Source organism: Citrobacter sp. RHBSTW-00029, from assembly GCF_014104295.1.
In the GTDB taxonomy this organism is placed as follows: Bacteria; Pseudomonadota; Gammaproteobacteria; order Enterobacterales; family Enterobacteriaceae; genus Citrobacter; species Citrobacter youngae.
The window spans coordinates 4,055,137-4,078,642 of the sequence record NZ_JABXRT010000001.1 but is presented as its reverse complement, the minus strand read 5'-3'; the positions used below and the strand labels follow the sequence as shown (position 1 = coordinate 4,078,642).

Genomic DNA, 23,506 nt, shown 5'->3' with positions numbered 1-23,506 from the left:
TCCTGAATCCGCAAGGTGATCTGGTCATACCAGATGAATCGAAGTGTGTATTTTGTGTTAATAAAATGCAAATGAATGATTAAAGAAATGACGATTTGATCACGCTCGGCAGAAATCACGCACTCACAAGGCGATGTGCTAAGATGCGGAGACTTGAGGTCAAAAAAACAGAAGGATAGAAAATGGAATCACTGGCCGCTCTCTATAAAAATCATATCGTTACCCTACAGGAACGGACGCGCGACGCGCTGGAACGCTTTAAGCTGGATGCGTTACTTATTCACTCAGGTGAGCTGATTAACGTCTTTCTCGACGATCATCCATATCCGTTTAAGGTCAATCCGCAATTCAAAGCCTGGGTGCCTGTAACGCAGGTTCCTAACTGCTGGTTGCTGGTGGATGGCGTAAACAAGCCGAAACTGTGGTTCTACCTGCCGGTCGATTACTGGCACAACGTTGAGCCGTTGCCGACCTCCTTCTGGACGGAAGAAATTGAGATCATCGCGCTGCCAAAAGCGGATGGTATTGGTAGTCAACTGCCTGCGGCTCGCGGCAATATCGGTTACATTGGTCCGGTTCCGGAACGCGCACTGCAGCTGGATATCGCGGCCAGCAACATCAACCCGAAAGGGGTGATCGACTACCTGCACTATTACCGCGCCTATAAAACAGATTACGAACTGGCCTGTATGCGCGAAGCGCAGAAAATGGCGGTGAATGGACACCGTGCCGCGGAAGAAGCGTTCCGTTCCGGAATGAGCGAGTTTGACATCAACCTCGCTTACCTGACGGCTACCGGTCATCGTGACACCGACGTGCCGTACAGCAATATCGTTGCACTTAACGAGCATGCTTCGGTTCTGCATTACACCAAGCTGGATCATCAGGCTCCGTCTGAAATCCGCAGCTTCCTGCTGGACGCGGGTGCGGAATATAACGGCTATGCGGCAGACCTGACGCGTACCTGGTCGGCGAAAAGCGACAACGACTATGCGCATCTGGTGAAAGATGTGAATGACGAGCAACTGGCGCTGATTGCCACAATGAAAGCAGGCACCAGCTATGTGGATTACCACATTCAGTTCCATCAGCGCATCGCGAAACTGCTGCGTAAGCATCAAATCATCACCGATATGAGTGAAGAGGCGATGGTAGAAAACGATCTTACCGGGCCGTTTATGCCGCACGGCATTGGTCACCCGCTGGGTCTGCAGGTGCATGATGTTGCTGGCTTTATGCAGGATGATACGGGCACACACCTTGCCGCGCCGTCGAAGTATCCTTATCTGCGTTGCACCCGCGTTTTGCAACCGGGCATGGTTCTGACCATCGAACCGGGCATCTACTTTATTGAATCGCTGTTGGCACCGTGGCGTGAAGGGCAATTCAGCAAACACTTCAACTGGCAGAAAATCGAAGCCCTGAAGCCGTTCGGCGGGATTCGTATTGAAGACAACGTGGTGGTCCACGAGAACAATATTGAAAACATGACCCGGGATTTGAAACTGGCGTAATGGACAGTTGGTTAATCCCTGCGGCGCCGGTTAGCGTCGTTGAAGAGATCAAAAAAAGCCGCTTCATTACGTTGCTCGCCCATACGGACGGTGTAGAAGCGGCGAAAGCGTTTGTTGAGTCAGTCAGAGCGGAACACCCGGATGCACGTCATCATTGTGTGGCGTGGGTGGCGGGTGCGCCCAATGACTCGCAACAGCTGGGATTTTCAGACGATGGCGAACCGGCGGGTACCGCAGGCAAACCGATGCTCGCTCAACTGATGGGGAGCGGCGTTGGTGAGATTACTGCGGTGGTGGTGCGCTACTACGGCGGTATCCTTCTCGGTACGGGGGGGTTGGTAAAAGCCTACGGTGGTGGTGTGAATCAGGCGCTGCGCCAGTTAACGACACAGCGCAAGACGCCATTAACCGAATATACTTTGCAGTGTGAGTACGGCCAACTGGCAGGCATTGAAACACTGTTGGGGCAGTTTGACGGTAAAATCGTTTTCAGTGATTACCAGGCATTCGTTCTGCTTCGGGTAGCACTTCCTTATGCGAAAGTGGATGAATTTTCAGCAAAGCTGGCGGATTTTAGTCGTGGTTCATTGCAATTGTTATCGATTGCAGAATAATCCCCACCTCATTTTAAAGAACTAAGGAAGCGGCAGAGATGCATTTTCGCGCCATCACCCGAATCGTTGGACTACTGGTCATCTTATTTTCGGGAACGATGATCATCCCCGGACTGGTAGCACTTATCTACCGTGATGGTGCGGGTCGTGCATTTACCCAAACTTTCTTCGTTGCTCTGGCTATCGGCTCCATGCTGTGGTGGCCAAACCGTAAAGAGAAGGGCGAACTGAAATCCCGTGAAGGGTTTTTGATCGTCGTCTTATTCTGGACCGTGCTGGGGAGCGTGGGTGCGTTGCCGTTCATTTTTGCGGAAAGTCCTAACCTCACGATCACCGATGCTTTTTTTGAATCCTTTTCCGGGTTAACAACCACAGGTGCGACGACGCTGGTGGGGCTGGATTCACTGCCGCATGCCATTCTCTTTTATCGCCAGATGCTGCAATGGTTCGGCGGGATGGGGATCATCGTGCTGGCGGTGGCTATCCTGCCTATTCTTGGCGTGGGTGGCATGCAGCTCTATCGTGCAGAAATGCCGGGGCCGCTGAAAGATAACAAAATGCGCCCACGTATTGCCGAAACGGCGAAAACCTTGTGGCTCATCTATGTGCTATTGACGGTTGCGTGTGCGCTGGCGCTGTGGTTTGCCGGCATGCCTGCCTTTGACGCCATTGGGCACAGCTTCGCCACCATTGCTATCGGCGGCTTTTCCACACACGATGCCAGTGTGGGGTATTTCGACAGCCCCACGATTAACACGATTATTGCTATCTTCCTGCTGATCTCCGGTTGTAACTATGGCCTGCACTTCTCTTTATTAAGCGGGCGTAGTCTGAAGGTCTACTGGCGCGATCCGGAATTCCGCATGTTTATCGGGGTGCAGCTAACGCTGGTGGCCGTCTGTACGCTGGTGTTGTGGATACATAATACCTATGGGTCGGCGCTCACGACGATCAACCAGGCATTTTTCCAGGTGGTATCGATGGCGACGACCGCCGGATTTACTACGGACAGTATTGCTCGCTGGCCGTTGTTCCTGCCGGTGCTGCTACTGTGTTCTGCGTTTATTGGTGGCTGTGCCGGGTCAACGGGCGGTGGCTTGAAGGTGATTCGTATCTTGTTACTGTTCAAACAGGGTAACCGCGAACTGAAGCGACTGGTTCACCCCAATGCGGTCTATAGCATTAAGTTGGGCAACCGAGCGTTGCCGGAACGAATCCTTGAAGCGGTATGGGGCTTCTTTTCTGCCTATGCGCTGGTCTTTATTATCAGTATGCTGGCAATTATTGCGACCGGTGTGGATGACTTCTCTGCGTTTGCCTCAGTTGTGGCGACGCTGAATAACCTCGGGCCTGGGCTGGGGGTTGTTGCCGACAATTTTGCCAGCATGAACCCGGTGGCGAAATGGATCCTGATTGCCAACATGCTGTTTGGTCGTCTGGAGGTCTTTACTCTGCTGGTGCTCTTTACCCCTACTTTCTGGCGTGAATAATGGAGTAACACGTGAAAACACTGATTCTTTTTTCTTCCCGGGACGGACAAACGCGCGAAATCGCTGAGTATCTGGCTTCTGAACTTAAAGAGCTGGGTGTCTGGGCAGATGTCATGAATTTGCATCGTACCGAAGAGCCTGAGTGGAAAAATTATGACAGTGTGGTGATTGGTGCATCAATTCGCTATGGCCATTACCATTCTGCATTTCAGGAATTTGTGAAAAAGCATGCCACGCAGCTGAATACGATGCCGAGTGCGTTTTACTCTGTAAACCTCGTTGCCCGTAAACCGGAAAAACGAACGCCTCAAACTAACAGCTATGCGCGTAAGTTCCTGATGAGTTCGCCGTGGCGACCAGATCACAGTGCAGTCATTGCGGGTGCTTTGCTGTATCCCCGCTATCGCTGGTATGACCGCGTTATGATCCAACTGATAATGAAGATGTCAGGCGGTGAAACGGATACGAAGAAAGAAGTGATCTATACCGACTGGGAACAGGTGGCGGGGTTTGCCCGGGAAATTGCCCAATTAACCAACAAAACGTTGTTAAAATAAACGCAAAGAATAAAAAACACGCACTTGGAAAATTATTTTAAATTTCCCCTTGTCAGCCTGAAATAACTCCCTATAATGCGCCTCCACTGACACGGAACAACGGCACGCAAGCCGCCGGGTCAGCGGGGTTCCACTGAGAACTCCGGCGAAGAAGGCGAAATTAAATGCTTGACTTCGTAGCGGGATGGCGTAATATGCACACCCCGCGCCGCTGAGAAAAAGCGAAGCGGCACTGCTCTTTAACAATTTATCAGACAATCTGTGTGGGCACTCGAAGATACGGATTCTTAACGTCGCAAGGCGAAAAATGAATACCAAGTCTCTGAGTGAACATACGTAATTCATTACGAAGTTTAATTCACGAGCATCAAACTTAAATTGAAGAGTTTGATCATGGCTCAGATTGAACGCTGGCGGCAGGCCTAACACATGCAAGTCGAACGGTAGCACAGAGGAGCTTGCTCCTTGGGTGACGAGTGGCGGACGGGTGAGTAATGTCTGGGAAACTGCCCGATGGAGGGGGATAACTACTGGAAACGGTAGCTAATACCGCATAACGTCGCAAGACCAAAGAGGGGGACCTTCGGGCCTCTTGCCATCGGATGTGCCCAGATGGGATTAGCTAGTAGGTGGGGTAACGGCTCACCTAGGCGACGATCCCTAGCTGGTCTGAGAGGATGACCAGCCACACTGGAACTGAGACACGGTCCAGACTCCTACGGGAGGCAGCAGTGGGGAATATTGCACAATGGGCGCAAGCCTGATGCAGCCATGCCGCGTGTATGAAGAAGGCCTTCGGGTTGTAAAGTACTTTCAGCGAGGAGGAAGGTGTTGAGGTTAATAACCTTAGCAATTGACGTTACTCGCAGAAGAAGCACCGGCTAACTCCGTGCCAGCAGCCGCGGTAATACGGAGGGTGCAAGCGTTAATCGGAATTACTGGGCGTAAAGCGCACGCAGGCGGTCTGTCAAGTCGGATGTGAAATCCCCGGGCTCAACCTGGGAACTGCATCCGAAACTGGCAGGCTAGAGTCTTGTAGAGGGGGGTAGAATTCCAGGTGTAGCGGTGAAATGCGTAGAGATCTGGAGGAATACCGGTGGCGAAGGCGGCCCCCTGGACAAAGACTGACGCTCAGGTGCGAAAGCGTGGGGAGCAAACAGGATTAGATACCCTGGTAGTCCACGCCGTAAACGATGTCGACTTGGAGGTTGTGCCCTTGAGGCGTGGCTTCCGGAGCTAACGCGTTAAGTCGACCGCCTGGGGAGTACGGCCGCAAGGTTAAAACTCAAATGAATTGACGGGGGCCCGCACAAGCGGTGGAGCATGTGGTTTAATTCGATGCAACGCGAAGAACCTTACCTACTCTTGACATCCAGAGAACTTTCCAGAGATGGATTGGTGCCTTCGGGAACTCTGAGACAGGTGCTGCATGGCTGTCGTCAGCTCGTGTTGTGAAATGTTGGGTTAAGTCCCGCAACGAGCGCAACCCTTATCCTTTGTTGCCAGCGGTTCGGCCGGGAACTCAAAGGAGACTGCCAGTGATAAACTGGAGGAAGGTGGGGATGACGTCAAGTCATCATGGCCCTTACGAGTAGGGCTACACACGTGCTACAATGGCGCATACAAAGAGAAGCGACCTCGCGAGAGCAAGCGGACCTCATAAAGTGCGTCGTAGTCCGGATTGGAGTCTGCAACTCGACTCCATGAAGTCGGAATCGCTAGTAATCGTGGATCAGAATGCCACGGTGAATACGTTCCCGGGCCTTGTACACACCGCCCGTCACACCATGGGAGTGGGTTGCAAAAGAAGTAGGTAGCTTAACCTTCGGGAGGGCGCTTACCACTTTGTGATTCATGACTGGGGTGAAGTCGTAACAAGGTAACCGTAGGGGAACCTGCGGTTGGATCACCTCCTTACCTTAAAGAAGCGTTCTTTGTAGTGCTCACACAGATTGTCTGATGAAAATTAGCAGTAAGAAAATCTCTGCAGGCTTGTAGCTCAGGTGGTTAGAGCGCACCCCTGATAAGGGTGAGGTCGGTGGTTCAAGTCCACTCAGGCCTACCAAATTCGCTGCCGTGCTGCGTTGCGGCGACGCTCGCATACTTCAGTATGCTTCGTGTCACCACGCCTTGCCCGACACCGAATTAACGGTAACAGAGAAAACAGTTTTACGATGGGGCTATAGCTCAGCTGGGAGAGCGCCTGCTTTGCACGCAGGAGGTCTGCGGTTCGATCCCGCATAGCTCCACCATCTTTACTGCAAAAACACAAGAAAACTTCAGAGTGTACCTGAAAAGGTTCACTGCGAAGTTTTGCTCTTTAAAAATCTGGATCAAGCTGAAAATTGAAACGACACACTGTTTCATTTCTCCGTAATAAGAAATGAAAAGCGGTGTGTTCGAGTCTCTCAAATTTTTGCAAGTCGATGATGAATCGAAAGAAACATCTTCGGGTTGTGAGGTTAAGCGACTAAGCGTACACGGTGGATGCCCTGGCAGTCAGAGGCGATGAAGGACGTGCTAATCTGCGATAAGCGTCGGTAAGGTGATATGAACCGTTATAACCGGCGATTTCCGAATGGGGAAACCCAGTGTGATTCGTCACACTATCATTACGTGAATACATAGCGTAATGAAGCGAACCGGGGGAACTGAAACATCTAAGTACCCCGAGGAAAAGAAATCAACCGAGATTCCCCCAGTAGCGGCGAGCGAACGGGGAGCAGCCCAGAGTCTGAATCAGCTTGTGTGTTAGTGGAACGGTCTGGAAAGTCCGACGGTACAGGGTGATAGTCCCGTACACCAAAATGCACAGGTTGTGAACTCGAAGAGTAGGGCGGGACACGTGGTATCCTGTCTGAATATGGGGGGACCATCCTCCAAGGCTAAATACTCCTGACTGACCGATAGTGAACCAGTACCGTGAGGGAAAGGCGAAAAGAACCCCGGCGAGGGGAGTGAAAAAGAACCTGAAACCGTGTACGTACAAGCAGTGGGAGCCTCTTTATGGGGTGACTGCGTACCTTTTGTATAATGGGTCAGCGACTTATATTCTGTAGCAAGGTTAACCGAATAGGGGAGCCGAAGGGAAACCGAGTCTTAACTGGGCGTTAAGTTGCAGGGTATAGACCCGAAACCCGGTGATCTAGCCATGGGCAGGTTGAAGGTTGGGTAACACTAACTGGAGGACCGAACCGACTAATGTTGAAAAATTAGCGGATGACTTGTGGCTGGGGGTGAAAGGCCAATCAAACCGGGAGATAGCTGGTTCTCCCCGAAAGCTATTTAGGTAGCGCCTCGTGAACTCATCTTCGGGGGTAGAGCACTGTTTCGGCTAGGGGGTCATCCCGACTTACCAACCCGATGCAAACTGCGAATACCGAAGAATGTTATCACGGGAGACACACGGCGGGTGCTAACGTCCGTCGTGAAGAGGGAAACAACCCAGACCGCCAGCTAAGGTCCCAAAGTCACAGTTAAGTGGGAAACGATGTGGGAAGGCACAGACAGCCAGGATGTTGGCTTAGAAGCAGCCATCATTTAAAGAAAGCGTAATAGCTCACTGGTCGAGTCGGCCTGCGCGGAAGATGTAACGGGGCTAAACTGTGCACCGAAGCTGCGGCAGCGACACTATGTGTTGTTGGGTAGGGGAGCGTTCTGTAAGCCGTTGAAGGTGTGTCGTGAGGCATGCTGGAGGTATCAGAAGTGCGAATGCTGACATAAGTAACGATAATGCGGGTGAAAAACCCGCACGCCGGAAGACCAAGGGTTCCTGTCCAACGTTAATCGGGGCAGGGTGAGTCGACCCCTAAGGCGAGGCCGAAAGGCGTAGTCGATGGGAAACAGGTTAATATTCCTGTACTTGGTGTTACTGCGAAGGGGGGACGGAGAAGGCTATGTTAGCCGGGCGACGGTTGTCCCGGTTTAAGCATGTAGGCGGGTGTTTTAGGTAAATCCGGAACACTACTAACGCTGAGGTGTGATGACGAGGCACTACGGTGCTGAAGTAACAAATGCCCTGCTTCCAGGAAAAGCCTCTAAGCATCAGGTAACACGAAATCGTACCCCAAACCGACACAGGTGGTCAGGTAGAGAATACCAAGGCGCTTGAGAGAACTCGGGTGAAGGAACTAGGCAAAATGGTGCCGTAACTTCGGGAGAAGGCACGCTGATATGTAGGTGAAGTGATTTACTCATGGAGCTGAAATCAGTCGAAGATACCAGCTGGCTGCAACTGTTTATTAAAAACACAGCACTGTGCAAACACGAAAGTGGACGTATACGGTGTGACGCCTGCCCGGTGCCGGAAGGTTAATTGATGGGGTTATCCGTAAGGAGAAGCTCTTGATCGAAGCCCCGGTAAACGGCGGCCGTAACTATAACGGTCCTAAGGTAGCGAAATTCCTTGTCGGGTAAGTTCCGACCTGCACGAATGGCGTAATGATGGCCAGGCTGTCTCCACCCGAGACTCAGTGAAATTGAACTCGCTGTGAAGATGCAGTGTACCCGCGGCAAGACGGAAAGACCCCGTGAACCTTTACTATAGCTTGACACTGAACACTGGTCCTTGATGTGTAGGATAGGTGGGAGGCTTTGAAGTGTGGACGCCAGTCTGCATGGAGCCAACCTTGAAATACCACCCTTTAATGGCTGGTGTTCTAACGTGGACCCGTAATCCGGGTTGCGGACAGTGTCTGGTGGGTAGTTTGACTGGGGCGGTCTCCTCCTAAAGAGTAACGGAGGAGCACGAAGGTTAGCTAATCCTGGTCGGACATCAGGAGGTTAGTGCAAAGGCATAAGCTAGCTTGACTGCGAGAGTGACGGCTCGAGCAGGTGCGAAAGCAGGTCTTAGTGATCCGGTGGTTCTGAATGGAAGGGCCATCGCTCAACGGATAAAAGGTACTCCGGGGATAACAGGCTGATACCGCCCAAGAGTTCATATCGACGGCGGTGTTTGGCACCTCGATGTCGGCTCATCACATCCTGGGGCTGAAGTAGGTCCCAAGGGTATGGCTGTTCGCCATTTAAAGTGGTACGCGAGCTGGGTTTAGAACGTCGTGAGACAGTTCGGTCCCTATCTGCCGTGGGCGCTGGAGAATTGAGGGGGGCTGCTCCTAGTACGAGAGGACCGGAGTGGACGCATCACTGGTGTTCGGGTTGTCATGCCAATGGCATTGCCCGGTAGCTAAATGCGGAAGAGATAAGTGCTGAAAGCATCTAAGCACGAAACTTGCCCCGAGATGAGTTCTCCCTGAGACTATAAGTCTCCTGAAGGAACGTTGAAGACGACGACGTTGATAGGTCGGGTGTGTAAGCGTAGCGATACGTTGAGCTAACCGATACTAATGAACCGTGAGGCTTAACCTTACAACGCCGAAGGTGTTTTGGCGAAAGACAGACATCGATTTCAGCTTGATTACAGATTACATCGACATGCCCAAGAGGTGTGTTGATAAACAGAATTTGCCTGGCGGCTGTAGCGCGGTGGTCCCACCTGACCCCATGCCGAACTCAGAAGTGAAACGCCGTAGCGCCGATGGTAGTGTGGGGTCTCCCCATGCGAGAGTAGGGAACTGCCAGGCATCAATTAAAGTGAAGAAGCCCATCCTGACGGATGGGCTTTTTTGCGTCTGTGCGGGGTGCACATTGCCGGATGCGGCGCAGCGCCTTATCCGGCCTACGGGTGGGTACGCAGCCAACTAACAATAAACTCGACGATGCTGTTTAGATCATTGAGGTCCAGAATCGGCACACCTACATCCAGCGCAACGTCGCTGGCCACCGCAATAGTGTGCTCATCAATAGACAACTCAGCAATGCTGTGCCCTGCCGCTTCACGAAACAGCAATATCTTCGCGACAGGTTCATGCTTAAAGCCTTCAACAAGCACCATATCTAACGTCGAAGCATCCATCCGGCTAACCAGATAGGCCAGGTCCAGTTCGGGCTTTTCAGGTGTTTCAACCATTAACGCCCAACGTTGCTTACTGGCAACCAGCGTTTGCGCCGCTCCGGCTTTACGTAGCTCATAGCTATCTTTACGGGGCTTGTCGACATCCATCTTGTGATGAGTATGCTTAATCAATCCGGGACGTATACCTCTGGCACGTAGTTCCGGGATCAATTTTTTGAGCAGCGTGGTTTTTCCCGTGCCGCTCCATGCCGCAATGGCGAGTAATGGGATCATGATTTTTCCTGCCATTTTGCGAGCTCTTCGGGGGTGTTCACGTTTACGAACGCATCTTTATGATCGCTGAAATCGACAGCATGACCGCCAGCCAGACGCATAAAGACCATAACGCGTCGTTCACCGGACTGAAGATAATCCTGCAGCAAAGGCTGCATAGAGCGGTGCATCAGCGCAATGGTTGGGTGATCTCTTTCACCATCATGCACCCAGACAACCGGTGCAGCTTTGCGCTGTTCCTTCAAACGTGTGACCAGATCGTGAGGAATATAGGGCATATCGCACGGGCAGAATAGAAACCAGTCTCCTGTTTGTTGCAGGAATACCGACAGCATTCCGGCCAGTGGACCAGGATAATCGGCCAATGAATCGGGGATCACTTTCAGGCCGCTTTGATGGTAAATCTCCCGGTGGCGATTAGCATTGACCACCACGGTTTCGACCTGCAAAGCGAGGGTATCTGCCACATGTCGCCAAAGAGGTTTTCCGTCCAGCTCAAGCAAACCTTTATCGGTTCCGCCCATCCGTCTGGCCTTACCACCTGCCAGCACAACCCCTGTTATTGCACTATCCAGAATCACTGATATCGCCTCTTTTAATGTGGGATTGACCCTGCTAACGTATCCGTATTGAGCCTAAGGAGCACAACCATGAAATGTAAACGTCTGAATGAAGTTATTGAACTCCTCCAGCCAGCCTGGCAGAAAGAACCCGATCTAAACCTGATGCAATTTTTACAGAAACTGGCGCAAGAGTCAGGTTTTGACGGCGAACTGGCGGATTTAACTGATGACATTCTGATCTATCACCTGAAAATGCGTGACTCGGCGAAAGACGCGGTCATCCCAGGTATTCAGAAAGATTATGAAGAAGATTTTAAAACTGCACTACTCCGCGCACGTGGCGTAATTAAAGAGTAAAAGCTTGTAATCGCCACCACCGAAAGCGCTGCGAAATGATATCCTGAATCATTCGTAGTATTTTCCGGATGATGGGATGAACGACAACGCTTTTAATTTCCAGACGCTACACCCGGATACCATCATGGATGCACTGTTTGAGCAGGGGATCCGGGTGGATTCCGGGCTTACCCCGCTTAACAGCTATGAAAACCGTGTCTATCAATTCCAGGACGAAGACCGTCGACGTTTTGTCGTTAAGTTTTATCGCCCTGAACGTTGGTCTGTCGATCAGATCCAGGAAGAACACCAGTTTGCTCTGGAACTGGTGAGCGATGAAGTCCCGGTCGCTGCGCCGCTAGTACTAAACGGCCAAACGCTGTTAAGTCATCAGGGTTTTCATTATGCGATCTTCCCCAGCGTCGGCGGGCGACAGTTTGAGGCCGACAACATCGATCAGATGGAGGCGGTGGGTCGCTATCTGGGGCGTATGCATCAGACCGGATGCAAGCGTACTTTTGCCTTCCGCCCAACGATTGGCCTTGAAGAGTATCTGACTGAGCCGCGTAACGTTTTTGAACACGCACAGCTAATCCCATCAGGGCAAAAAGCGGCCTTCCTGAAGGCCACGGATGCGCTTATCGCGATCGTTACCGAACGCTGGCATACGCGTTTTACCACGTTACGCCTGCACGGTGATTGTCATGCCGGTAATATTTTGTGGCGCGATGGCCCGATGTTTGTCGATTTAGATGATGCTCGTAATGGTCCGGCTGTTCAGGATTTATGGATGCTTCTCAATGGCGATAAAGCTGAACAACGCATGCAGCTTGAAACCATTATCGAGGCTTATGAAGAGTTTAGTGAGTTCGACATCTCTGAAATCGGACTGATAGAACCTTTACGCGCTATGCGTTTAGTTTATTATCTTGCCTGGCTAATTCGACGTTGGGCTGACCCTGCGTTTCCAAAAAACTTCCCGTGGTTAACCGGGGAAGATTACTGGCATCGTCAGACTGCGACCTTTATTGAGCAGGCAAAAATTCTGCAAGAGCCCCCCTTACAATTAACGCCAATGTATTAATCGGAGAAACTTGAACATGAAAAAAATATGGCTGGCGCTGGCTGGTATGGTTTTAGCTTTTAGCGCATCGGCAGCGCAGTTCCAGGATGGTAAGCAGTACATCACACTGGAAAAGCCTGTTGCGGGTGAACCGCAGGTGTTGGAGTTTTTCTCCTTCTACTGCCCACATTGCTACCAGTTTGAAGAAGTGCTTCACGTGTCTGATAATGTGAAGAAAAAGCTGCCGGAAGGCACCAAGATGACCAAATACCACGTCGAATTTCTGGGGCCTTTGGGTAAAGATCTGACGCAGGCATGGGCGGTTGCTATGGCGCTGGGCGTTGAAGATCAGGTCACTGTTCCGCTGTTTGAAGGGGTTCAGAAAACTCAGACCGTTCAATCTGTTGCAGATATCCGCAAAGTGTTTGTCGACGCAGGTATTAAAGGCGAAGACTATGATGCGGCATGGAACAGCTTCGTGGTGAAATCACTCGTGGCGCAGCAGGAAAAAGCGGCGGCTGACTTGCAGCTGCAGGGCGTGCCGGCGATGTTTGTTAATGGCAAATATCAGGTCAACCCGCAGGGTATGGACACCAGCAGCATGGATATCTTTGTACAACAGTATGCGGATACCGTGAAGTATCTGGTCGGTCAGAAGTAAAAGAAAAGCCGGTCACTGACCGGCTTTTTTATTTGAGGCTTTAATTGCATCGAGCTGCGCGTCTTTCTCACTCCACAGCGTATTTAGCCATAGCTGAAACCGACGCTTGAATCCCTTATCGTTTACGTAATCACCGTGCAACTCTTCATGGATTGGCTCCAGATTCACCCGCACGACAATCCGCGTTAACTTACCGCTCAGCATATCGTAGAACGGTCGGCTGCTGTTTTCCGGATAGCACAACGTGACGTTCAACATTTTATCGAACTGTGACCCCAGGACGTTCAAGGCCATCGCAATACCGGCCGCCTTGGGAGGAAGCAGGTTTTGATAGGGTGAACGGGTTTGCTCGCGTTTTTCTTTGGTAAACCGTGAACCCTCAACAAAATTCACAATGGTTGTTGGATGCGCACGAAATTTCTCGCAGGAACGACGCGTTGTTTCGACATCTTTACCGCGCTGTTCCGGGTGGCGAAGCAGATAACCACGCGAATAGCGTTTCATAAACGGCATATCCAGCGCCCAGCAGGCCAGGCCAATAAAGGGTACCCAGGCTAACTGCTGCTTGAGGAAGTATTTATTCATCGGGATGTGCTTACGGAATAGAACGCAAAGCACAACGATATCAGCCCAGCTGTAATGGTTACAAATGAGCAGATACCAATTTTTCTTGCTAAGACCTTCCAGCCCCTCGATATCCCACTTTAATCGTGGATTAAGGTGCAGCAGTAGCGCCAGACCTTCACACCAGCAATACATCATGAAATTACAGAAGACAGAAACCTTGCGCCAGACGACAGGAATGGGCAAAAGGAGTTTTACAACCCCTGCAAGGATGATCGGCACAGAACAAAAAATCGTGACCAATATGGTCAATACGATACTCAGCAACAGCGTTATCGCAGCGAGTATTCTCGTCATAATTAAATTATTCAAAAGGTTAGCCATAGATAGTGCGCTAAATGAGGCGCAAGGGGCTGATTTTATCAGAAAACGAACCAAATGATGGATCTTCGCTGAATAGAAAAAACAGGAATATCTATCCACATCAGGATATAAGCTGTAAAAATGGAATAAAATGCTGTGTATTTATTTAATTCATTGAAATATATATAAAAATATTATGAGGCAATAATTGCCTTGTTATATTTAAAGAGCTGTAAATTATTTATTCACAAAGTTATCCACAGCTGTCTTTGCGAGCAAAGCAGAAGATCTACAAAAGTTTTTCGACAAATGCGGCGAAAAACTCATGTTTTCATCCTGTCTGTGGCATCCTTTACCCATAATCTGATAAACAGGCACGGACATTATGGTTCAGATCCCAGAAAACCCACTTATCCTTGTAGATGGCTCATCATACCTGTATCGCGCATACCACGCGTTCCCACCGCTGACTAACAGCGCAGGAGAACCTACGGGCGCGATGTACGGTGTCCTCAACATGCTGCGTAGCTTGATTTTGCAGTATCAGCCGACCCACGCAGCGGTGGTATTCGACGCCAAGGGTAAAACCTTCCGTGATGAGTTATTCGAACACTATAAGTCGCACCGCCCACCCATGCCGGACGATCTGCGTGCGCAGATTGAACCTCTGCATGCGATGGTAAAAGCGATGGGGCTGCCACTGTTGGCGGTTTCTGGCGTGGAGGCGGACGATGTTATCGGTACGCTGGCGCGGGAAGCGGAGAAGGTGGGGCGCCCGGTGCTGATTAGCACTGGTGATAAAGATATGGCTCAGTTGGTGACGCCGAATATCACCCTGATCAACACCATGACCAATACGATCCTCGGTCCGGATGAAGTGGTGAATAAATACGGTGTCCCGCCGGAACTGATCATCGATTTCCTGGCGCTGATGGGGGATTCCTCAGATAACATTCCTGGCGTTCCAGGCGTAGGTGAAAAAACTGCGCAGGCTCTGCTGCAGGGGCTGGGTGGGCTGGATACTCTCTATGCGGAATCAGACAAAATTGCGGGGCTGACATTCCGTGGTGCGAAAACAATGGCGGGCAAACTTGAGCAGAATAAAGAGGTGGCGTACCTCTCTTATCAATTGGCTACCATCAAAACGGATGTTGAGCTGGAGTTGACCTGCGAGCAGCTGGAAGTCCGTCAACCGGCAGCAGAAGAACTGCTTGGCCTGTTTAAACAGTATGAATTCAAACGTTGGGTTACTGACGTTGAAGCGGGTAAATGGCTACAGGCGAAAGGGACGAAGCCGGCGGCAAAACCGCAAGAAACTATTGTCGTCGATGAAACGCCTGAGGAGCCGGCTACGGTTCTTTCGTATGATAACTATGTGACGATTCTGGACGAAGCGACGCTGGAAGAGTGGATCGCGAAGCTGAAAAAAGCACCTGTCTTTGCCTTCGATACTGAAACTGACAGCCTGGACAATATTTCCGCGAATCTGGTTGGCCTGTCTTTTGCCATTGAACCGGGTGTGGCGGCATATGTTCCTGTTGCCCACGATTACCTGGATGCCCCCGATCAAATAGCTCGCGATCGCGCGCTGGAGCTGCTGAAGCCGCTGCTTGAGGATGAGAACGCGCACAAAGTCGGGCAGAACCTGAAGTACGATCGCGGTATCCTGGCGAACTATGGCATCGAGCTGCGCGGTATCACCTTTGACACCATGCTTGAATCCTACATTCTTAACAGCGTCGCTGGGCGACACGATATGGACAGCCTGTCGGACCGCTGGCTGAAACATAAAACCATCACCTTTGAAGAGATCGCCGGAAAGGGCAAAAACCAGCTGACCTTTAACCAGATAGCACTGGAAGAGGCCGGTCGTTACGCTGCGGAAGACGCCGACGTTACGCTACAGCTTCATCTGAAAATGTGGCCAGAATTACAGCAGCATAAAGGGCCACTGAACGTCTTTGAAAATATCGATATGCCGCTGGTGCCGGTTTTGTCTCGTGTTGAGCGCAACGGTGTGAAAATCGATCCGGCTGTTCTGCACAAACATTCAGAAGAGCTAACGCTGCGTTTGAACGAGCTGGAGCAAAAAGCACACGAGATCGCCGGAGAAGCGTTTAACCTCTCTTCCACCAAGCAACTGCAAACCATCCTGTTTGAAAAGCAGGGTATTAAGCCGCTGAAGAAAACCCCTGGCGGCGCGCCATCAACGTCAGAAGAGGTGCTGGAAGAGCTCGCGCTGGATTATCCATTGCCGAAAGTGATCCTGGAATATCGTGGTTTAGCAAAACTGAAGTCGACCTATACGGATAAGCTTCCGTTGATGATTAACAAGAAAACCGGGCGCGTGCACACTTCCTATCATCAGGCAGTTACCGCAACGGGTCGCTTGTCTTCAACAGATCCGAACCTGCAAAACATCCCGGTACGTAATGACGAAGGTCGTCGTATTCGTCAGGCGTTCATTGCGCCAGAAGACTACGTGATTGTCTCTGCGGACTACTCACAGATTGAACTGCGTATCATGGCGCACCTTTCACGTGATAAAGGTCTGCTTACCGCGTTTGCCGAAGGGAAAGATATTCACCGCGCAACGGCGGCAGAAGTCTTTGGTTTACCGCTTGATTCTGTGACCAGCGAGCAACGCCGCAGCGCGAAAGCCATCAACTTCGGTTTGATCTACGGGATGAGCGCTTTTGGTCTGGCGCGCCAGTTGAATATTCCGCGTAAAGAAGCGCAGAAGTACATGGATCTCTACTTCGAACGCTACCCAGGCGTGTTGGAATATATGGAACGCACCCGCGCGCAGGCGAAAGAGCAGGGCTATGTAGAAACGCTGGAAGGTCGCCGTCTCTATTTACCGGATATTAAATCCAGTAATGGCGCTCGCCGCGCCGGTGCAGAACGCGCGGCAATTAACGCCCCGATGCAGGGTACTGCCGCAGACATTATCAAACGAGCGATGATTGCGGTGGACGGATGGCTGCAAACCGAGCAACCGCGTGTGCGTATGATCATGCAGGTGCACGATGAACTGGTGTTTGAAGTGCATAAAGATGACCTCGAAAGCGTCTCGAAAAAGATCCATCAGCTGATGGAAAACGAGACGCAAATTGATGTGCCATTGCTGGTGGAAGTCGGTAGTGGTGAGAACTGGGATCAGGCGCACTAAGGGTTTACTGAATAACGGCTCTTTTTCGTAACTAAGCAACATAAGATAGAGCTTTTTGTGATGTCCATTAGAATTCCCTATGTAAGGAATGAAAAAAAATTACAAAAAGTGCTTTCTGAGCTGCTTAAAAAAGAGTAAAGTTATTCACGTAGGGTACAGAGGTAAGATGTTCTATCTTTCAGACCTTTTACTTCACGTAATCGGATTTGGCTGAATATTTTAGCCGCCCCAGTCAGTAATGACTGGGGCGTTTTTTATTGTGCGAAAGAAGGTTTTGCACATACTGTAGGCCGGATAAGACGCGCAGCGGCGCCATCCGGCAATACGGTGGGTTATTCCCCGTCCTGCATCTCTTCAATCGGCGCCAGCTCACTAAACCAGCTATCCAGCTTCTGCCGCAGTTTGTCCACACCCAGCTTTTTCAGTGATGAAAATGCTTCTACCTGCACATCACCGTTAAATGCCAGTACGGCTTCACGTACCATATTCAGCTGCGCTTTGCGCGCGCCGCTGGCCAGCTTGTCTGCTTTAGTCAGCAGCACCAGAACCTGAACGTTGCTCTCCACAGCCCACAGGATCATCTGCTGGTCGAGATCTTTTAGCGGGTGGCGAATATCCATCAATACCACCAGACCTTGCAGGCTCTGGCGTTTTTCCAGGTATTCGGCCAGTGCGCGCTGCCATTTACGTTTCATCTCTTCCGGGACTTCGGCATAACCATAACCAGGCAGGTCGACCAGGCGTTTACCGTCCACAACTTCAAACAGGTTGATGAGCTGAGTACGGCCTGGAGTTTTAGAGGTACGCGCCAGACCCTTTTGATTGGTCAGGGTATTTAGCGCACTGGATTTGCCTGCGTTGGAACGGCCAGCAAAAGCCACTTCTATACCGGTATCGGAAGGTAAGTGGCGAATATCAGGCGCACTCATCACAAAGTGCGTCTGTTGATAATTCAAGTTAGTCAAAGCAGTCCTCTCCATCAATCAGGGCTTTGCAGCGATTATACCTGAACCCCAGCAAAAGGCTGGTTTTTCGACGAGTGGGCTGTGTGAGTAAAAACCCCGCGCTTTGTGAGACATTGCCGACAGTTTCTATACGAGATGACAGAGTAAAAAATGACAGAACTAGAATAAATCATAGAGTTACATTTGGGCGCTATTCTTAAAATCAGAAATTGTTACCCAGGTTACTTGTACGTTTAAACCAAAACGGTAAAGTAGCGTCCATAGCGAGGAAGCTGACAGGATAAACGACTCAGGATGAGGGTCAGGAGCGCCAGGAGGCGAAGACACAGGATTGTCAGGAAGACAAACGTCCGGAGACGTTAGTAAAAGGAAATGGAAACAACACGGAATGTTAGAGGCTAAGGGAAAAACAGGGTGTGTTGATAGCCAACAGGGATAGTAGAGCCCGTAAGGGTTGAGAGTCAGGAAAAAAGGCGACAGATTACTCTGTCGCCTTTTTTCTTTATTTCTGCTAGATTCCGGCGCAATTATATACTGAATAAATACAGCCAAAGACGAATCATGATGAAACCAACTTCTACACCACGCGGTAAAGGTCCTGCAAAAGCGCGTCGTAAAACACGCGAAGAAATTAACCAGGAAGCTCGCGACCGTAAGCGCCAGAAAAAACACCGTGGTCATGCGGCGGGTAGCCGTGCGTCCGGTAGCGAAGGCGGTTCTGGTGGCGGAAACCAAAACAAGCAAAAAGATCCTCGTATTGGCAGCAAAAACCCCATTCCATTGGGCGTGACCGAAAAAGTCACCAAACAGCACAAACCGAAGAGTGAGAAACCTATGCTTTCACCACAGGCTGAGTTGGATTTACTGGAAACGGATGAGCGCCTGGATGCGCTGCTGGAGCGTCTTGAAGCAGGAGAAACCCTGAGCGCGGAAGATCAGTCCTGGGTTGATGCCAAGCTGGACCGCATCGATGAGCTGATGCAAAAGCTGGGTCTTTCTTACGATGACGAGGAAGAAGAGGAAGAGGAAGAAAAGCAGGAAGACATGATGCGCCTGCTGAAAGGCGGCAACTAACGATTTTACACCGTGGGTCTTCCCGTCCTGCTTATAACCCTTCCGGTTATATGTTATCTGGTGTGGTTATTCGTTAAACTACAGCGGTTGTCGCGGCGACAGAAGTGGCTGCGCAACCGGCTCATCACCCGCACTGGGGTTAAGCCGGTACGCCGTACCCGCCAGAGACGCCATCGGAAGGAGTGAGCATGTCAGAGCAGCTAATAGACTGGGACCTGGCCCTGATCCAGAAATATAACTATTCCGGGCCACGATATACCTCGTACCCGACCGCGCTGGAGTTTTCTGAAGACTACGGCACAGAAGCATTTCTAAAGGCCGTGGCGCGTTATCCTGAGCGTCCGCTCTCGCTATACGTTCACATCCCGTTCTGCCACAAACTGTGCTACTTCTGTGGCTGCAACAAGATTGTGACTCGCCAGCAGCATAAAGCCGATCAATACCTCGATGCCCTGGAACAAGAAATTATTCACCGCGCTCCGCTGTTCGTCGGACGCCATGTCAGCCAACTGCATTGGGGCGGCGGTACGCCAACTTACTTAAATAAAGCGCAAATCAGCCGTTTGATGTCGCTGCTGCGTGGTAATTTCAACTTTAACGATGACGCCGAAATCTCGATCGAAGTTGATCCGCGCGAAATTGAGCTGGATGTCCTTGATCATTTACGTGCTGAAGGTTTTAACCGCCTGAGCATGGGGGTACAGGACTTCAACAAAGAAGTTCAGCGCCTGGTGAACCGTGAGCAGGATGAGGAGTTTATCTTTGCGCTGCTGAATCATGCGCGTGAGATTGGCTTTACCTCAACGAATATCGATCTGATTTATGGTTTGCCAAAACAGACGCCGGAAAGTTTCGCCTTTACCCTGAAACGCGTTGCTGAGCTGAATCCAGACCGACTGAGCGTCTTCAACTACGCGCACCTGCCGACGCTGTTTGCCGCTCAGCGCAAGATTAAAGACGCTGACCTGCCCAGCGCGCAGCAGAAGCTGGATATCCTGCAGGAAACCATTTCTTCACTGACCGAAACCGGTTATCAGTTCATTGGTATGGATCACTTTGCTCGGCCGGATGATGAGCTGGCGATTGCTCAACGCAAGGGTGTGCTGCATCGTAATTTCCAGGGTTATACCACCCAGGGTGATACCGATCTGCTGGGAATGGGCGTGTCAGCCATTAGTATGATTGGTGACAACTACGCGCAGAACCAGAAAGAGCTGAAGCGCTATTATCAGCAGGTTGACGAGCAGGGGAACGCACTGTGGCGCGGAATTGCCCTGACCCGCGATGACTGCATCCGTCGTGATGTTATTAAGCTCCTGATCTGTAACTTCCGCCTCGACTATGCCGCTGTGGAACAGCAATGGGATCTGAACTTCGCTGACTATTTTGCCGAAGACCTGAAACTGCTGGCACCACTGGCGAAAGATGGGCTGGTGGATGTGGATGAGAAGGGGGTTCAGGTTACGCCGAAGGGGCGCCTGCTGATCCGCAATATTTGTATGTGCTTTGATGCCTATCTGCGGCAGAAAGCACGCATGCAGCAGTTCTCACGGGTGATTTAACGTTTTGCCCGGTAGCGCCAGCGCCACCGGGCAAACTGCTTAGCTAAACAGCCCAACCAGCGCCGCACACAGCACTGCGGCAACCGCAGTTTGTGGCGTGTGGCTGTCGACTGAGCCGCTCGATAGCAGATTAATGATTGATTCCAGCATGATGACTTCCCCCCGTTTGCCGGGCACGATCATACTTAACTCATCGGAACAGTAAAGCGCAAAATAGCAGCAGTTTGCGCTCAATTATCAATCTTTACACAGTGACGAATCGTCACTCCATTCCGAGCTCTTTTAACTTACGCGTCAAGGTATTACGGCCCCAGCCAAGCAGGCGTGCGGCTTCCTGTTTGTGCCCTTGGGTATGACGTAGCGCGGTGGTCAACAGCGTGCGCTCCATCTCCGGTTGAGCCTCTGACAGCAAGTTTTGATGACCGGAACGCAAGGCCCGGTCTGCCCACTGTGCCAACAGGGTTGCCCAGCTGTCCGGCTGCATGTGTGAAGGCGCATTGGGCACGCTGGCTTCAAACAGTTCGGCCGGTAAGTCCTGAATCAGCACTTCCTGCCCGGCGGCCATGACGGTTAACCAGCGGCAGGTGTTCTCAAGCTGACGCACGTTACCCGGCCAGGCCAGACGGGTCAGCGCCGCCTCGGTTTCCGGGTGTAATTGTTTGGCTTCAACGCCCAGTTCGCGCGCGGCCTCCTGCAGGAAATGACGTGCCAGACGGGGGATATCTTCCCGACGTTCACGCAGCGGCGGCAGATGCACGCGGATGACGTTCAGACGATGGAATAAGTCTTCGCGGAATTTGCCTTCCTGTACGCGCAGTTCCAGATTCTGGTGCGTGGCGGCGATGATACGTACGTCCACCTTCACGGGCGCATAGCCGCCAACGCGATAAAATTGCCCGTCGGCTAATACGCGCAGTAAACGCGTTTGCACGTCCAGCGGCATATCACCTATTTCATCGAGAAATAGCGTACCGCCGTCAGCCTGTTCAAAGCGCCCCTGGCGAATCGTATTTGCCCCGGTAAACGCCCCTTTTTCATGGCCAAACAGCTCAGACTCGATCAAATCTTTCGGAATAGCCGCCATGTTCAGCGCGATAAAGGGCGCTTTGACGCGCGGGCTATGACGATGCAACGCATGGGCGACCAGCTCTTTACCGGTCCCGGACTCTCCGTTAATCAATACGCTGATTGACGACCGGGACAGTCGGCCAATTATGCGAAAGACATCCTGCATTGCCGGCGCTTCGCCGATGATGTCAGTTGTTGGGCCGTTGATCTGAATATTGCGCGGTTGCTGCTGTTCCTGATAATGGCTGATGGCACGTTCGACCAGCGCCACGGCTTCATCGATATCAAAAGGTTTGGGCAGATAATCAAACGCCCCTTGCTGGTAGGCGCTGACGGCAGCATCCAGATCGGAGTGTGCGGTCATTATGATGACCGGAAGCATCGGATGCCGCGCTTTGATCTGTTTTAACAGCGTCAGACCGTCCATGCCCGGCATGCGAATATCCGACAACAGTACGTCAGGCGTTTTGCTGGCCAGCGCGTCCAGCACCTCTTTACCACTTTCAAATGTGGTACAGCTTAGCCCTGCCCCTGCGAGCGCACGTTCAAGCACCCAACGGATGGAACTATCGTCATCAACGACCCAGACTATTCCTCGTTGCATAAACGTCACCTTTATTTCCTGATAGGCAGGTAAACCGAGAACTCGGTATGACCCGGCCAGCTGGTAAATTCAATTTTGCCGGAATGTTGATCAATCAAATTACGGGCGATGGATAATCCAAGGCCGGTACCGCCTTCGCGACCGCTGACCATTGGGTAGAACAGCGTGTCCTGCAAATGCGAGGGAATACCCGGACCGTTATCCTCAACATCAATCCGTGCCGCCAGGCGATAACGTACGCCGTGCAGCGTGAGTTGAAACGCGGTGCGGGTACGCAGAATGATCTCACCGCCTTCCGCTCCCAACGCCTGTAAAGCATTGCGCACGATGTTTAACAGAACCTGCTCGATCTGGTCCGGATCGTGCAGTAATTCGGGCAGACTCGGGTCGTAATCACGAATCAGCGTGACGTTTTCCGGGAGCTCCATCGACACCAGCGCCACCACGCGCTCCGCCACCTTGTGAATACTTTCCGTGACATGCATGCCAGGCTGTTGTGGTCCCAGCAGACGGTCGACCAGATTACGCAGGCGGTCGGCCTGCTCAATAATGACTTTGGTATATTCGGTCAGCGCCGGGTCCGGAAGCGCTTTGCTGAGTAGCTGCGCTGCGCCGCGTAATCCACCTAAAGGGTTCTTGATTTCGTGCGCCAGACCGCGCACCAGATCGCGGGCGGCAATCTGCTGGGCGTGCTGGAGCTGCTCCTGACTCAGACGGCGCTGGTTATCCATTGGCGCCATCTCCAGCAGGATAAGGCCATCAGGCAGCCTCTGAGCGGTCACTGAGAGGATATGTGAGTGGCTGTCTATCACCAGCGTCACTTCGTTATCCGTAAAGCCCTGGCCTGCTTCCAGGCTCTCTCGCATCAGTCCGATGTTTAAGGAGAAATAACTCAACAGATCGGGAAGCGGTGTCCCAAACAGTTTGCGGGAGCTTTGGGCGAGCAGCTGCTGTGCCGCCGGGTTGGCGTAATGTACCGCCAGCTCATCGTCGACGAGCAAAATGCTGTTGATTAAAGAATTGAGGATCTGCCCAGCATCGGGCAGCGTGCCGGTTGCCATTCAGCAGTCTCCTGAAAAGTGTTGCACTAATTTAGTGCATTATAGCTTTTTACATCAAAAAAGCGCGAGAAAGCAGGTTGTTAGTGGA

The 23,506-nt window shown here is 51.5% G+C and carries 18 protein-coding genes, 2 tRNA genes, 3 rRNA genes and 1 pseudogene; 17 read left to right on the top strand and 7 right to left on the bottom strand.

Annotation, left to right across the window (positions count from 1 at the left end):
• The first annotated feature begins 182 nt into the window (after window positions 1-182).
• The 9 genes from pepQ (at window position 183) to rrf (ending at window position 9,757) form a co-directional block, all read left to right on the top strand.
• Window positions 183-1,514, top strand: coding sequence for a Xaa-Pro dipeptidase (pepQ, locus tag HV041_RS19730; RefSeq protein WP_048214100.1), 1,332 nt, complete (start codon window positions 183-185; stop codon window positions 1,512-1,514).
• A complete protein-coding gene (locus HV041_RS19725; RefSeq protein WP_048214101.1) occupies window positions 1,514-2,128 on the top strand; it encodes an IMPACT family protein in 615 nt (204 codons plus the stop codon). The genes pepQ and HV041_RS19725 overlap by 1 nt, the downstream gene beginning before the upstream one ends.
• A gap of 38 nt (window positions 2,129-2,166) precedes the next feature.
• The gene (gene trkH / locus HV041_RS19720) at window positions 2,167-3,618 is read left to right on the top strand and encodes a Trk system potassium transporter TrkH (RefSeq protein ID WP_003017848.1); all 1,452 of its coding nucleotides are present in this window, start codon (window positions 2,167-2,169) and stop codon (window positions 3,616-3,618) included.
• Window positions 3,619-3,629: 11 nt separating this feature from the next.
• Window positions 3,630-4,175: a menaquinone-dependent protoporphyrinogen IX dehydrogenase gene (hemG, locus tag HV041_RS19715; RefSeq protein ID WP_005133225.1), complete on the top strand. Its 546-nt coding sequence runs from the start codon at window positions 3,630-3,632 to the stop codon at window positions 4,173-4,175.
• Window positions 4,176-4,550: 375 nt separating this feature from the next.
• Window positions 4,551-6,092 (top strand): 16S ribosomal RNA (locus HV041_RS19710).
• Between the two features lie 71 nt (window positions 6,093-6,163).
• Window positions 6,164-6,240: transfer RNA gene (locus HV041_RS19705), tRNA-Ile, on the top strand.
• A gap of 111 nt (window positions 6,241-6,351) precedes the next feature.
• Window positions 6,352-6,427 (top strand) — tRNA-Ala (locus HV041_RS19700).
• A 208-nt stretch (window positions 6,428-6,635) separates the two neighbouring features.
• Window positions 6,636-9,542, top strand: a 23S ribosomal RNA gene (locus HV041_RS19695).
• 99 nt (window positions 9,543-9,641) lie between these two features.
• Window positions 9,642-9,757, top strand: a 5S ribosomal RNA gene (rrf, locus tag HV041_RS19690).
• The 16S, 23S and 5S rRNA genes sit together here with 2 tRNA genes alongside, the layout of an rRNA operon.
• 95 nt (window positions 9,758-9,852) lie before the next feature.
• Here the strand turns inward: rrf and mobB are convergent.
• Both mobB and mobA read right to left on the bottom strand, forming a co-directional pair.
• On the bottom strand, window positions 9,853-10,362 hold the full coding sequence (mobB, locus tag HV041_RS19685; RefSeq protein ID WP_182294259.1) for a molybdopterin-guanine dinucleotide biosynthesis protein MobB: 510 nt from the start codon (window positions 10,360-10,362) through the stop codon (window positions 9,853-9,855).
• The gene (gene mobA / locus HV041_RS19680) at window positions 10,359-10,943 is read right to left on the bottom strand and encodes a molybdenum cofactor guanylyltransferase MobA (protein ID WP_121585264.1); all 585 of its coding nucleotides are present in this window, start codon (window positions 10,941-10,943) and stop codon (window positions 10,359-10,361) included. The genes mobB and mobA overlap by 4 nt, the downstream gene beginning before the upstream one ends.
• Window positions 10,944-11,012: 69 nt before the next feature.
• Here mobA and HV041_RS19675 point away from each other — a divergent pair, with 69 nt between their 5' ends.
• The 3 genes from HV041_RS19675 (at window position 11,013) to dsbA (ending at window position 12,985) form a co-directional block, all read left to right on the top strand.
• Window positions 11,013-11,282, top strand: coding sequence for a YihD family protein (locus HV041_RS19675; protein WP_003028616.1), 270 nt, complete (start codon window positions 11,013-11,015; stop codon window positions 11,280-11,282).
• Between the two features lie 76 nt (window positions 11,283-11,358).
• Window positions 11,359-12,345 carry a serine/threonine protein kinase gene (locus HV041_RS19670; RefSeq protein WP_121585265.1) on the top strand — a complete coding sequence of 329 codons (987 nt, stop codon included), beginning with the start codon at window positions 11,359-11,361 and terminating at the stop codon, window positions 12,343-12,345.
• Window positions 12,346-12,361: 16 nt separating this feature from the next.
• Window positions 12,362-12,985, top strand: coding sequence for a thiol:disulfide interchange protein DsbA (gene dsbA / locus HV041_RS19665; protein ID WP_003028621.1), 624 nt, complete (start codon window positions 12,362-12,364; stop codon window positions 12,983-12,985).
• A gap of 12 nt (window positions 12,986-12,997) precedes the next feature.
• Here the strand turns inward: dsbA and HV041_RS19660 are convergent, their stop codons facing one another.
• Window positions 12,998-13,852 carry an acyltransferase gene (locus HV041_RS19660; RefSeq protein ID WP_233610891.1) on the bottom strand — a complete coding sequence of 285 codons (855 nt, stop codon included), beginning with the start codon at window positions 13,850-13,852 and terminating at the stop codon, window positions 12,998-13,000.
• Between HV041_RS19660 and HV041_RS25145 the strand changes: the two genes are divergently transcribed.
• Together HV041_RS25145 and polA are read left to right on the top strand one after the other, a co-directional pair.
• On the top strand, window positions 13,746-13,991 hold the full coding sequence (locus HV041_RS25145; RefSeq protein ID WP_225807950.1) for a hypothetical protein: 246 nt from the start codon (window positions 13,746-13,748) through the stop codon (window positions 13,989-13,991). The genes HV041_RS19660 and HV041_RS25145 overlap by 107 nt on opposite strands.
• A 306-nt stretch (window positions 13,992-14,297) precedes the next feature.
• On the top strand, window positions 14,298-17,084 hold the full coding sequence (gene polA / locus HV041_RS19655; RefSeq protein ID WP_121585266.1) for a DNA polymerase I: 2,787 nt from the start codon (window positions 14,298-14,300) through the stop codon (window positions 17,082-17,084).
• A 332-nt stretch (window positions 17,085-17,416) separates the two neighbouring features.
• Here polA and yihA read toward each other — a convergent pair whose 3' ends face one another.
• Entirely contained in the window at window positions 17,417-18,049 is a 633-nt protein-coding gene (gene yihA / locus HV041_RS19650) for a ribosome biogenesis GTP-binding protein YihA/YsxC (RefSeq protein ID WP_003840416.1), read from the bottom strand.
• 260 nt (window positions 18,050-18,309) lie between these two features.
• On the opposite strand from yihA, the pseudogene HV041_RS25140 reads away from it, so the two are divergent.
• From HV041_RS25140 to hemN, 3 genes and pseudogenes are all read left to right on the top strand, one after another.
• Window positions 18,310-18,444, top strand: a pseudogene (locus tag HV041_RS25140) (hypothetical protein).
• A 169-nt stretch (window positions 18,445-18,613) separates the two neighbouring features.
• Entirely contained in the window at window positions 18,614-19,123 is a 510-nt protein-coding gene (gene yihI / locus HV041_RS19645; protein ID WP_249424109.1) for a Der GTPase-activating protein YihI, read from the top strand.
• A gap of 188 nt (window positions 19,124-19,311) precedes the next feature.
• A complete protein-coding gene (hemN, locus tag HV041_RS19640) occupies window positions 19,312-20,685 on the top strand; it encodes an oxygen-independent coproporphyrinogen III oxidase (protein WP_121585267.1) in 1,374 nt (457 codons plus the stop codon).
• Window positions 20,686-20,724: 39 nt separating this feature from the next.
• Here the strand turns inward: hemN and HV041_RS19635 are convergent, their stop codons facing one another.
• From HV041_RS19635 to glnL, 3 genes are all read right to left on the bottom strand, one after another.
• A complete protein-coding gene (locus tag HV041_RS19635; protein WP_086523820.1) occupies window positions 20,725-20,835 on the bottom strand; it encodes a YshB family small membrane protein in 111 nt (36 codons plus the stop codon).
• Between the two features lie 112 nt (window positions 20,836-20,947).
• Complete coding sequence (gene glnG, locus HV041_RS19630) at window positions 20,948-22,357, bottom strand: nitrogen regulation protein NR(I) (protein WP_101741990.1); 1,410 nt, start codon at window positions 22,355-22,357, stop codon at window positions 20,948-20,950.
• Window positions 22,358-22,368: 11 nt separating this feature from the next.
• Window positions 22,369-23,418 (bottom strand): nitrogen regulation protein NR(II), encoded by a 1,050-nt coding sequence (glnL, locus tag HV041_RS19625; protein ID WP_003028636.1) that lies wholly within the window; start codon window positions 23,416-23,418, stop codon window positions 22,369-22,371.
• Between the last annotated feature and the right edge of the window lie 88 nt (window positions 23,419-23,506).

Excerpts from the sequence above, each read along its gene's own strand:
- HV041_RS19670 (WP_121585265.1), top strand. The coding sequence starts at position 11,359 with ATGAACGACAACGCTTTTAATTTCCAGACGCTACACCCGGATACCATC.
- hemN (WP_121585267.1), top strand. The coding sequence starts at position 19,312 with ATGTCAGAGCAGCTAATAGACTGGGACCTGGCCCTGATCCAGAAATAT.
- polA (WP_121585266.1), top strand. The coding sequence starts at position 14,298 with ATGGTTCAGATCCCAGAAAACCCACTTATCCTTGTAGATGGCTCATCA.
- glnG (WP_101741990.1), bottom strand. The coding sequence starts at position 22,357 with ATGCAACGAGGAATAGTCTGGGTCGTTGATGACGATAGTTCCATCCGT.
- HV041_RS19725 (WP_048214101.1), top strand. The coding sequence starts at position 1,514 with ATGGACAGTTGGTTAATCCCTGCGGCGCCGGTTAGCGTCGTTGAAGAG.
- HV041_RS25145 (WP_225807950.1), top strand. The coding sequence starts at position 13,746 with ATGAAATTACAGAAGACAGAAACCTTGCGCCAGACGACAGGAATGGGC.
- mobB (WP_182294259.1), bottom strand. The coding sequence starts at position 10,362 with ATGATCCCATTACTCGCCATTGCGGCATGGAGCGGCACGGGAAAAACC.
- trkH (WP_003017848.1), top strand. The coding sequence starts at position 2,167 with ATGCATTTTCGCGCCATCACCCGAATCGTTGGACTACTGGTCATCTTA.
- HV041_RS19675 (WP_003028616.1), top strand. The coding sequence starts at position 11,013 with ATGAAATGTAAACGTCTGAATGAAGTTATTGAACTCCTCCAGCCAGCC.
- pepQ (WP_048214100.1), top strand. The coding sequence starts at position 183 with ATGGAATCACTGGCCGCTCTCTATAAAAATCATATCGTTACCCTACAG.
- glnL (WP_003028636.1), bottom strand. The coding sequence starts at position 23,418 with ATGGCAACCGGCACGCTGCCCGATGCTGGGCAGATCCTCAATTCTTTA.
- dsbA (WP_003028621.1), top strand. The coding sequence starts at position 12,362 with ATGAAAAAAATATGGCTGGCGCTGGCTGGTATGGTTTTAGCTTTTAGC.
- yihI (WP_249424109.1), top strand. The coding sequence starts at position 18,614 with ATGAAACCAACTTCTACACCACGCGGTAAAGGTCCTGCAAAAGCGCGT.
- HV041_RS19635 (WP_086523820.1), bottom strand. The coding sequence starts at position 20,835 with ATGCTGGAATCAATCATTAATCTGCTATCGAGCGGCTCAGTCGACAGC.